The following is a 10,946-nucleotide window of genomic DNA, read 5'->3' on the forward strand; positions in this document are numbered from 1 at the left end:
CGGAACGCACATTATTTCATGTGAGCGGAGAGGAGACAACCACAAAATCCACCACACGATCGACCCGCAAGCCCGGAAGGACGAAAATCCGGCTCCCGGCTACTCCAGACTTCAGGCGCGTGATGTGCCGGAGCCGCGGCTTTCCAGCTCGATCGTCACAGGGCCGTCGTTGACCAGCCGCACCTGCATCTCGGCGCCAAAACGACCGGAACCGACCCGTTCCGGGCCCAGGCGGGCGCGCAAGTGCGTCACGAGCGAGTCATAGAGGGGCTCCGCCTGCCCGGGGCGCGCCGCCGCCGCGAAACCCGGCCGGTTCCCGTGGCGGGCGTCGGCATAGAGCGTGAACTGGGAGACCACGATCACGGCGCCACCGACGTCTTCGAGCGAGCGGTTCATCGCGCCCGCATCGTCCTCGAAGATCCGCAACTGGGGCAGTTTCCGAGCCAGCCACAGCACGTCCTGTTCTCCATCCTCATGGCGGATGCCAAGCAACACCAGCAGCCCCCGACCCATCCTGGCGACCGTCTCGCCGTCGATCACGACCGACGCCTCCGTCACCCGTTGTATCAATGCCTTCATCCCGCCTCGCTCGTCACCAGTGCGCAGGTGGATTGGGGACAGGCCAACGGCTCACTCTGACACGTCAAGCACCTTTGGCCAAAGACATTCCGAACAGCCCGTAGATACCCGTAGCCCCAGCGCATGTCGGGCAGCAGGTAGCTGCCCTCGGTCCACTCGTTCCAACTGTTGAGAGTGACCAGCGGCGTCTGATTGGGGCGGGCGTCGAGCCAGGCTTTCGCCCGCCACAGGCAGGCTTCGAAGGCGTCGGGGGTCGAGTGAGTGACCACCCGCTCCTGCTTGAACGATGGGTTGCGGTGGGTGTTGTCCCAGCCGATCGAGGCGTGCGGGTAGTAGGTGCCGTGCATGGCCTCGTAGTCGGGCCAGTGGCGAATCGCCTCGTTGGCCCACACCACGTAGTCGCCATTCTGGCCGCCCTCCATGCAGTACTGATAGGCGGTGGCGCTGTCAAACCCGAGGACGCGGGCGGTGGCGGCTTCGCTGCCGGGCGCCAACTTGGCTCCGGCCTCGACGCCGGCCCGCATCCGGCCGATGGCCTGGATGTCCACCCCGGGCAGGCCGCGTTCCTCGCAGCGCCGGCGCATCCAGGCAAAGGCGTCCTTTGTCTGCTCGACGCCGCCCAGCCCGCCGATCAGGTTGGGATAGTCGAAGATCGAGAACACCGGCTTGCCCGCGATGCGGTAGTAGCTGTCGAGGGTGAAATACTTCGCGATGATTCGGTCGAACATGGGTTCGAGCACCGCGCGTGAGACCTGACCTCTCCAGAGTATCGGTCGCGGCTTGGACCAATCGGTGTCCACATGCATGTTCCAGAGCGTGTCCACGTCGTGGTTGGCCCACATCAGGTAGAACTTGCAGTCCGTGCCCTTGAGCGCAGGGATCAGCCCCTCATTGAGCTGGCGCTCGAAGCATGGCGCGTTCTCGTACCAGTACCAGTCCATGATGAACACGTTGATCCCGTGCGACATGGCCAGCTCGACGTGCTGGCGCATGACCTTCGGATCAGCCTCGTCCTGCCAGCCCAGCAACGGGATGCGCGGCATGTCGTGGCCCGGAAAGCGCGGCGTGCCGCGCCGCACCGTGTACCATTCCCCATCCTTCTCCGGCCAGAAATGCTCAACTCGGGGTTCGTAGTGGTACGACGGCCAGATGTAGGCTGCAATGTCATAGTGCTTCATCATGTTTCGTCTCCGCTAGAGCCAACGGTGTTATTGAGCCTACTTCGCAATAACAGATTCATCACGACGGTTTAAGGGTAGCGTTGGCATCGGCTGGTTGTCAATTGTCCCCTTTCAGGAATCATATCCGTCCCTTGTCTGCCTCAGGGCTCACATCACGGACAGCGCGTCGACGTCCACTGCCAGCGAGACGTCGGCTGGCGGAGACGCGGCCTTGACCGCCCGGCGCAATGGCCCAGTGAGCATCCGCACCGAGGCCGCGCGCAGGAGGATCTGATAACGGTAGTCGCCCTTGGCGCGAGCCAGCGGCGCGGGAATCGGCTCAGGGCACCCCGCGCCCGGCGGCAACAGGGGCGCGAGCGCCCGGTGCAACGCGGCGGCCGAGAAGGCGACTTTGCCCTCATCGCGTCCCTTGAACGTCAGACAGACCACATGGCTGTAAGGCGGGAGGCCTCCATCGCGGCGCAGAACCAGCTCACTCTCGGCAAAGCGCGGAAAATCGGCGGTGCGCGCCGCCTCGATCGCCGGATGGTCCGGGGTGTAAGTCTGGACGATCACGTGGCCGGGAATCTCGCCGCGGCCGGAGCGACCCGAGACCTGCGCCAGAAGCTGGAACGTGCGCTCGCCCGCCCGGTAGTCGGGCATGTGCAGACTCGAATCGGCCAGTAACACGCCGACGAGCGTGACATTGGGGAAATGGTGCCCTTTGGCGATCATCTGCGTGCCGATCAGAATATCGGTCTTCCCTGATCGGAAAGCGCCCAGGATCTCGTCAGGCCCATGCTTGCGCGCGGCGGCATCGGCATCGAGCCGGGCGATCCGCGCCTGGGGAAAGCACGTCTGCGCAATGGTTTCGATCCGCTGCGTCCCAAAACCGGTGTAGCGGAACGTCGGGTCGCCGCAGCCGGGGCATGCGGCCGGCACGGCGGCGCAGGCACCGCAGATGTGGCACCGGAGGCGGTTGTCGGTTTGATGGTAGGTATACGCGGTGCTGCACGCGTCGCACTCCGCGACAAAGCCGCAGCGGGTGCAGACCAGCGATGTGGCAAAGCCCCGGCGGTTGAGAAACAGGATCACCTGCTCGCCGACGGTCAGACGCCCCTGGATGGTCTCAATCAGCCGTTGTGAAAAGACCTGCACATGGCCGCTGCGCGCCGTTTCGAGGCGCATGTCGACCACCTCGACCGTTGGCATGGAACGATCCTCGACGCGGTTCTCGATCTGCGCCAGCGTGTACTTGCCGCGCTGAACGTTGACCCACGACTCCATGGCGGGCGTGGCGGAGCCGAGCACGACACCACAGCCCTCGATCCATCCGCGCATCACCGCCGTGTCGCGGGCGTTGTAGCGCGGCGCCTCGTCTTGCTTGTAGCTCGGTTCGTGCTCCTCGTCCACCACAATCAGCGCCAGATTGGACACGGGCGCGAACACGGCCGAACGCGGACCGATCACCACGCGGGCGTCGCCATCGCGGATCCGATGCCACTCATCGAACCGCTCGCCCTCGCTCAGGGCGCTGTGCAGGACGGCGATTCGCCCGCCGAACCGCCCCGCGAACCGCTGCACGGTCTGGGGTGTCAGCGCGATCTCGGGCACCAGCACGATCGCCCCGCCGCCGCGCTCCAGAACGTGCGCGATGGCCTGAAGATAGACCTCCGTCTTGCCCGAACCGGTCACCCCGTAGATCAGCATCGGCGGCGGCGGTTTGACGGCGCCAGCGGCTCGGGCGGCGAGCGCGGCGTCGCATTCGGCGCAAATCAGCCGCAAGGCGGCCGCCTGCTGGGGCATCAGGGTGAGCGGTCCGGTGGGCAGGATGGTTCGATTGGCGAGCGGGTCGCGCCGGATCTGACGCGTCTCCAGCGTCAGCCAGCCTGTGGCGGCCAGACGCTTGATCGTGTCGGGGGCGCATTTCAGCTCGCGACAGAGGATCTGAAGCAATCCACCGCCGCGAACGCGGATTTCGGCGATCAGGGCCTGCTGACGAGCAGTGAGCGGCGACCCGAGAGCGGCGGATGCCGACTGGCTTTCCGCCTCTGCCACCGGCAGGCTGACATACACCTGTTCCTTGGGCTTCGAGCCGCCATCCCGGACGGGCGAGGGGAGAGCACAGCGGAGCGACACTGCAAGCGGGGCGAAGTAATAATCAGCGATCCACCGGATCAGACGGATCAGGGTGGTGGAGAAGAACGGCCGGTCATCGTCAATTCCGGAGACCGACCGGAGCCTTCCGAATCCGGCAGCCGGCACGGTATCCTCGTTGAACAGCCCCAGCTGCACCGCAACACCCGCAGCCGCCACCTGCGGTTCGGGTTGGTCGGAGCACTCGATGACGTACCCCGAGCAGACGCGCGAACCGAAAGGGACACGCACCCGCACACCGGTGCGGATGCGGTCTACCCACTCTTCGGGCACGGCGTAGTCGAACAGCCGATCCAGCGCTGCGTCCAAAGCCACCCGTGCGACCATCACACCACCCACCACCCACGCAGATTAGTCGGCGAGAATGCTGATCGTGTTTGTGGTGCCGCCCATCAGTCTGGAGCAATCCGAAACATACTTTCTACGCGCGTCAAAGGTGCCACCACCGACGGTGATCCACGTCATCCGGCGTCCCTTGAAAGGCCCGGCCGGATTCAAGAGAACAGCCGTGTTGGTCTGGCAGTTGCCGGCCGCGCCAACGGTGCCGACGGCAAAGTCCTTGCTCACAATGAAAGCGTCACTCATTCCAGATGACGCGCTTGCGTTAAAAGCGCGCCACGCAATGTTGCCGATGAGAGGAAGTGTCCCACTCGGAGCGGGAGCAAAGCTTCCCGCCGCGAGCAGATCGCTCTTCACATCGCTGATCAACTGTTCGTCCGGCGTCAAGGCAATGGTTCCGGCGTTATTTTTCAACATGTTGGCGAAATAATCCGTGCCCACGGTTATTCCCAGCTCACTCGGCCATACCGGACCCAGACTGAGCACCTCCCGCTCGTTGTTCGCCGAGACCACGCCAACCCAGACCCCTCGGCCCTTGTTTTTCATGGCGGTTGACCGGGCTTGGTCGATCGCGTTCTGAATTTGAGGGAACAACGCAGCCGCGAGGATGGCGATGATCGCGATCACCACCAGCATTTCAACGAGGGTAAATCCCTTAGCTCTGCGAATCGTCATGACTACCTTCCTTACTGTGCGACTCAAGTCGCCGTTAACCACGAATAAGATCCCACTCCAAACCATCGTCGTTTGTGATTGTGTCATGCATCCGGTGATCCGTCAACCCAAAAAATGAAAAATGAAGTGGTTGCGCAAGCACCCCTACTCGCATTTCCAGATCGTCACGGTGTTTGTACCGATGCCCATGACTATCCGGTTGTAGAGCTGTTTCCTTCGCGCATCGAAGGCGCTTCCTCCCTTGGAGATCCACACCGCGCGCTCGTCGCCGAAAGGTTCCACCTCTGCGTTCAGGGCGATCCGGCGGGCATCTTTGTCGCTTGTGCCTTGCCGGATCTTTTCAGCCCGGCGGGGGTCCTTGTCGCTTGTGCCTTTGCCTGCGCCCTTCCGGGTCGGATCACCGCTGACATTCCGGCTGAGCAGAAAGGCCATGTCCTGTGGGGCGGATTGCGTGATTTCGGTGACTCGCCAGGCGATGTTAGAGGCCGAAAGGGCGTTCGTTCCGGAGTAAGGTTGCAGGCCGGGTGCCAGGAGCCACTCGGGCATCAGCGTGAGCGCCTGACGCTTTTCCTCGAAGGCCGTGACACGGTTGGTCGTTTCGCCGTCGGACAAAAGAAAGGTGAAATACGCCGGCGTGTCACAGAGTTTCTTGCTCACGACGTCCCCCGGCCACACTGAGCTTTGTTGAAGCTCCTGGCGTTCGATGTTGGCGTCAATCACCGCCATCCAGATGCGCCGACCTTTTTCTTTCATCGTCGTCGCCTGGGTCTGATTGATCGCGCCCCGAATCGCCGGTGTCACCGTGAAGACCAGAACCGCGAGAATCACGAGCACCACCAACAGGTCGATGATGGTGAATCCCTGATGATTGCGAACCGTCATGGCTAACGTCCTTCTGTCCGAAACGCCTCTTAGGAACGGGCTAAACCGTTGCGGATGAGTGTGACACGCCGCTCGTGATCCGTCAATTAAAAAAGTCCCGCCCTGATTTGCGGACTTGCCTTTCGCCCGCCCGCATGCTAGCGTTAATCCCCTTGCGTGGCGCTGCGCCCATTTCACACTAGAGGGTCTCATGTCTCACGTCCCATTTCGCCGCCTGCTCTGCCTGTTGCTGGTCCAGTGGCCGCTCGCCGACCGGATCGGCCGGGCCGGAGAACGCGTGGCGGCCACAGGGGCATCCTGGCCGATTTCGCGGGGCGATGCGGCGTTGACCGGCACCACTCCCGCGCGGCCGCCCGGAAAACCGGCGCTGCGCTGGAGCGTTGACGCGAAGGCGAAGATTGTGGCGGCGCCGGTCATCCATGACGGAACCGTCTTCGCGGCGGCGGCCGACGGGACGGTGCACGCCCTGCGGCTGGCCGACGGCGTGCCGCTCTGGACTTTCAAAGCCGGCGCCGGGATCGAGGCCTCGCCGCTGGTGGCCGACGGTTTTCTCTACGCCGGTGATCTCGACGGCAAGCTTTACGCGCTGGAGGCCGCGTCGGGCCGACGCGCGTGGGTGTATGCCACTGAGGGGCAGATCATGGGCGGGCCGAATCGCGCACCGGGCGATCCACCGCTCATCCTGGCGGGCAGTTACGACCGCCTTCTGCATGCCGTGAACGCCCGCACCGGGGAGCGGGTCTGGGCCTACGAGACCGGGAACTCCATCAACGGCCTGCCGGCGGTCGGCAACGGGATCGCGCTGGTGGGCGGTTGCGATGAACGGGTGCATGCGGTCCGGCTGAAGGACGGTGCCGCCGCCGCCGTCTTTCCGGCGGGCTCCTATGTCGCCGCCTCGCCTGCCGTGCGGGACGGCGTGGCGTATGTCGGCCACTACCAGGGCGAGGTGCTTGCCCTGGATCTGACGAAGAACCAGGTTCGCTGGCGCTTTGCGGCGGCAGACGCCCCCGCGTTCTTCGCGTCCGTCGCGGTGACCTCCACGCGCGTCCTGGCCGCGAGTCGCGCGGGCGTCGTGCACTGCCTCTCCCGCGACACCGGCCGGGAGATCTGGCGCTTCCAGGCCCAAGACGAGATCGATAGTTCCCCCGTGGTCGCCCGGGACCGGGTGCTCTTCGGATCGCGCGACGGACGGCTCACCATGCTTCGGTACGACACGGGTGAGCTCCTGTGGTCATATCTGGTGGGGAGCCCGATCACCGCCGCCGTCGCCGTCGTGGACGGATGGATCGTGGTTGGCGCAGCCGATGGCGTCCTCTACGCGTTCGGAGAGGGAAAATGAACATCGTCCACATTGTGCCTGGCTCCGGCGGCGGCTTCTATTGCCAAAACTGTGTCCGCGATATCGGGCTGGTAAAGGCCCTGCAGGCCGCCGGCCATGACGTGCTGTTCGTGCCGATGTATCTTCCCTTCCTGGAGCCGGTCGGCGGCACCGTCGCTCAGGCACCGGTGTTCTACGGCGCGGTCAATGTCTATTTACAGCATAAAATCCCGTTTTACAACCGGCTGCCGGCGTCGTGGCGGCGTCGACTGGATGCGCCCGGCGTGCTACGCTGGGCTGCGGCGAAGGCTGGGACCACCGAAGCCGATGGGCTCGGCGATCTCACACTCGGCGTGCTCGACGGCCCGGATGGCCCCCACCGGCGCGAGCTCGAGCAGATGACGGATTGGCTGAAGACGCAGCCCCGGCCGGATATCGTGCATGTCTCCAACGCGCTGCTGCTGGGGCTGGCACCAACCCTTCGCGACGCCCTGGGCGCGAGGATCGTGTGCACGTTGCAAGACGAGGACACGTGGCTGGACGCGCTCCCGCCGCCCTATCGCGAGCGAGGCTGGCAGCGCGTCGCCGAGCTGAGCCGCTCGGTGGATGCGTTCACGCCGGTCAGCGCCTATTATGCGGGAAAGATGCGGAAACGCCTGAACCTGACTGAGGCCCGGTGCCATACGATACCGATCGGCATCGACGTGGACGCCTGTGCGCCGCCGCCAACGGCACCCGCGACGCCAACCCTGGGTTTTCTTTCCGAACTGACGCCTCCTCACGGGCTGGACATTCTGGTGGAGGCTTTTCTGGCGTTGCGGCGCCGCCCCGAGCTGGCCAGCCTCCGGTTGCGCATCACAGGCGGCAACCGCGACGCGCACACGCCGTTCCTCGCACGGATACGCGCACGCATCGCCGCGTCGGAACACGCCGCAGCAGTCGAATTCGTCGATGCCTGCCACGAACCCCATCGCATCGCCTTTCTCCAGTCGCTCAGCGTGCTGTCGGTTCCCGCCATCCGGCCCGAGGCGTTCGGGCTGTTCCAGATTGAGGCCATGGCCTGCGGCGTCCCCGTGGTGCAGCCCCGGCTGGGCGCCTATCCGGAGATCGTCGCCGCCACCGGCGGCGGCGTGATTTACGATGGACCGGGGGCCGGGGCGCTGGCCGAAGCCCTGTTTCCCCTGCTGGCGGATCCGGCGCTCGCCGCGCGCATCGGCGCGGTCGGCCGCGCGACGGTGGTCGAAAAATTCAGTTTGGCGCGGATGGCCGCAGAGATGACCCGCGTGTATCGCCTCGTGCGCGAGGGCCGACCGTAACGGTCCGGCGAGGCCGGCCTGTTTCCAACTGGAGGAATGGAATGACGCCCGTGCTTGAATTGAATGCCGTCTGCAAGCAGTATGGCGCGCCGGATGCGCCCGCCGCACTGCGTGTGCTGGACGGCATCAGCCTGTGTGTGGAGGCCGGAGAATCGCTCGCAGTGGTCGGGCCGTCGGGATGCGGCAAGAGCACGCTGCTCAACATCATCGGCGGCCTCGACCGGCCGACCTCGGGAGCGGTGACCCTGGCCGGCCAGGATCTGGGGCTGCTGTCCGAGGATGCGCTGGCCGGCCTGCGCAACAGCCTGATCGGCTTCGTGTTCCAGCAGCATCATCTCCTGCCGCAATGCACCGTGCTGGAGAATGTGCTGCTGCCGACGCTGGCCGTCCGCCGGCCGCCCGCGCAGCGGCGGGCAGATGCCGGGCGGGCAGAGGCGCTGCTGGAGCGCGTCGGACTCGCCGACCGGCGCAACCATCGTCCGGGCCTGCTCTCCGGAGGCGAGTCGCAGCGCGCCGCCGTCGTGCGCGCGCTGATCAACCGCCCCCGGCTGCTGCTCGCCGACGAACCCACCGGCTCGCTGGATCATGCCTCAGCCCGCGCGCTCGGCGACCTCCTCGTCGAGATCAATCGCGCCGAGGGGGTCGCGCTCATCGTCGTGACCCACAGCCTCGAGCTGGCCGGGCGCATGGGCGCGGGGTACGCGCTCGCGGACGGACGGCTGACGCGGGGACCGGTGCCCCGTTGAATCAACAGGCGGCTCTTGCAAAACCCCGTAAGTACGGGCGTGGCACGGGCCTCTTGCCCGTGTGTCACGGGCGGGACGCCCGTGACACAGTGTGAAAGCGTTCAGTCATGACCGACGCCCTGCGAGCCAAATTGGCGGACCTGCCGGACAAGCCCGGGTGCTACCTGTACCGCGACCGGGCGGGCCGGATCATCTATGTCGGCAAAGCGGTGTCGTTGCGCAAGCGGGTGCAGTCGTATTTTCGTGCCTCGACCCTCCAGTCCGCGCCGCCCAAGGTGCGCAGCCTCATCCACTCTGTGGCCGATCTGGACGTGGTGGTCGTCCGCAACGAGGCCGAGGCGCTGCTGACCGAAGGGAGCCTGATCAAGCAGTACCGGCCGCGCTATAACATTGTTCTGCGTGACGACAAGCGCTATCTGGCCATCCGCGTCGACCCGCGCGAGCCGTTTCCCCGGCTCACGACCTGCCGCATCATCCGGGACGACGGCGCCCGCTATTTCGGCCCGTTTCCCTCCTCCCCCGTGGTGCGCGCAACCCTCGACTTTGCCGAAAAGCGCTACGGCTTGAGGAAGTGTCCGCCGATCACGCCGGGAGCCGACGACTACACGCACTGCATCAACGATATCGTCCGCTTCTGTTCGGCCCCCTGCGTGGGGCGCATCTCCGCCGCTGACTACCGCGCCCGGTTCGAGGAAGCCTGCGCCTTCCTCCGCGGCGAGCGCCTCGGCGTGATCGAGGAGGTCAAGACGCAGATGGGGGCGGCCGCGGCCGCGCATGACTTCGAAAAGGCGGCGGTCTTGCGCGACACCTTCATCGCCCTGCGCGAGGTGGTGCGGCACCGCGCCCGCGCGGTCTCCCCTCCCGAACTGCACACTGCGGATGCCCGTGCCGGGCTGGACGAACTGCAGCGGCTCATCGGGCTTCCCGCCGCGCCAGCGCGCATCGAGGGGTTCGACATCTCCAACCTCTTCGGCACCCACTCGGTCGCGAGCCTGGTCGTGGCCGCCGACGGCCACCCCGACCGCCGCCTGTACCGCCGCTTCCGCATCCGCACCATCGCCGGCGCCGACGACCCGGGGGCGATGGCCGAGGTGGTCGGCCGGCGCTACGCCCGGCTGCGCGACGAGGGAAAACCCCTGCCCGGACTGGTGCTCATCGACGGCGGCGTCCCCCAGCTCCGCGCCGCGCGTGCCGCGTTGGCCGCGATCGGCCTGGAGCGCGTGCCCGCCGTCGGGCTGGCCAAGCGGCAGGAGGAGATCGTGCTCGACGATGGGCGCCTGCCGCTGCTCCTGCCGCGCGACTCGGCCGCGCTGCAGGTGCTGACACGGCTGCGCGATGAAGCCCACCGTTTCGCGCTCGACTATCACCGGCGTCTGCGCCAGCGCACCATCCGCGAATCGGCCCTCGACGAGATCCCCGGCATCGGCCCCGCCCGGAAGCACGCCCTGCTCGCCCGCTTCGGGTCCGTCTACCGGCTCGCCCGCGCCGACGCCGACGCGATCGCCGCCGTCCCCGGCATCGGCGCCGAACGGGCCGCGGCCATCCAGCGGGCGCTCGGGGCCTAACGGGCGCATCCCCGTTTCACTGACCTGTGATCGCCCGCCGCTACCGCACCGGTCGGCGCGTGAGCGGGATCTACGAGACCGCTCACACCGTCTGCGCGGTCCGATACGTCCCGCGCCACCGCTGCCGCGTCGGCCGGGGCGCTAGCCCACGTCACAGGGCTGTCCACAGGATCGCCCGCTTGACAGGTCAGTGAAACGGGGATGCGCCC

The 10,946-nt window shown here is 66.2% G+C and carries 9 protein-coding genes; 4 read left to right on the forward strand and 5 right to left on the reverse strand.

All coding sequences use genetic code 11. The features are described 5' to 3' along the window. Positions 1-111: 111 nt before the first annotated feature. The 5 genes from FJ222_06075 to FJ222_06095 all read right to left on the reverse strand — a co-directional run bounded on the left by FJ222_06075 (position 112) and on the right by FJ222_06095 (position 5,792). Positions 112-579, reverse strand: a complete 468-nt coding sequence (locus FJ222_06075) for a D-tyrosyl-tRNA(Tyr) deacylase (protein ID MBM4163991.1) — start codon at positions 577-579, stop codon at positions 112-114. Next, positions 576-1,760, reverse strand: a complete 1,185-nt coding sequence (locus FJ222_06080) for a hypothetical protein (GenBank protein MBM4163992.1) — start codon at positions 1,758-1,760, stop codon at positions 576-578. The genes FJ222_06075 and FJ222_06080 overlap by 4 nt, the downstream gene beginning before the upstream one ends. A gap of 147 nt (positions 1,761-1,907) precedes the next feature. Next, the gene (priA, locus tag FJ222_06085; protein ID MBM4163993.1) at positions 1,908-4,223 is read right to left on the reverse strand and encodes a primosomal protein N'; all 2,316 of its coding nucleotides are present in this window, start codon (positions 4,221-4,223) and stop codon (positions 1,908-1,910) included. 24 nt (positions 4,224-4,247) lie between these two features. Next, positions 4,248-4,904, reverse strand: a complete 657-nt coding sequence (locus FJ222_06090) for a prepilin-type N-terminal cleavage/methylation domain-containing protein (GenBank protein ID MBM4163994.1) — start codon at positions 4,902-4,904, stop codon at positions 4,248-4,250. Positions 4,905-5,054: 150 nt separating this feature from the next. After that, complete coding sequence (locus FJ222_06095; GenBank protein ID MBM4163995.1) at positions 5,055-5,792, reverse strand: hypothetical protein; 738 nt, start codon at positions 5,790-5,792, stop codon at positions 5,055-5,057. A gap of 190 nt (positions 5,793-5,982) precedes the next feature. On the opposite strand from FJ222_06095, the gene FJ222_06100 reads away from it, so the two are divergent. The 4 genes from FJ222_06100 (at position 5,983) to FJ222_06115 (ending at position 10,737) form a co-directional block, all read left to right on the forward strand. Then, the gene (locus FJ222_06100; protein MBM4163996.1) at positions 5,983-7,131 is read left to right on the forward strand and encodes a Pyrrolo-quinoline quinone; all 1,149 of its coding nucleotides are present in this window, start codon (positions 5,983-5,985) and stop codon (positions 7,129-7,131) included. Further along, positions 7,074-8,426 (forward strand): glycosyltransferase family 4 protein, encoded by a 1,353-nt coding sequence (locus tag FJ222_06105; protein MBM4163997.1) that lies wholly within the window; start codon positions 7,074-7,076, stop codon positions 8,424-8,426. Before FJ222_06100 ends, FJ222_06105 begins: the two co-directional genes overlap by 58 nt. A 41-nt stretch (positions 8,427-8,467) precedes the next feature. Beyond that, the gene (locus FJ222_06110) at positions 8,468-9,172 is read left to right on the forward strand and encodes an ABC transporter ATP-binding protein (protein ID MBM4163998.1); all 705 of its coding nucleotides are present in this window, start codon (positions 8,468-8,470) and stop codon (positions 9,170-9,172) included. Between the two features lie 107 nt (positions 9,173-9,279). After that, entirely contained in the window at positions 9,280-10,737 is a 1,458-nt protein-coding gene (locus tag FJ222_06115; GenBank protein MBM4163999.1) for an excinuclease ABC subunit UvrC, read from the forward strand. Positions 10,738-10,946 lie beyond the last annotated feature (209 nt).

The sequence above is a fragment of the Lentisphaerota bacterium genome (assembly GCA_016873675.1).
GTDB lineage: Bacteria > Verrucomicrobiota > Kiritimatiellia > RFP12 > JAAYNR01 > VGWG01.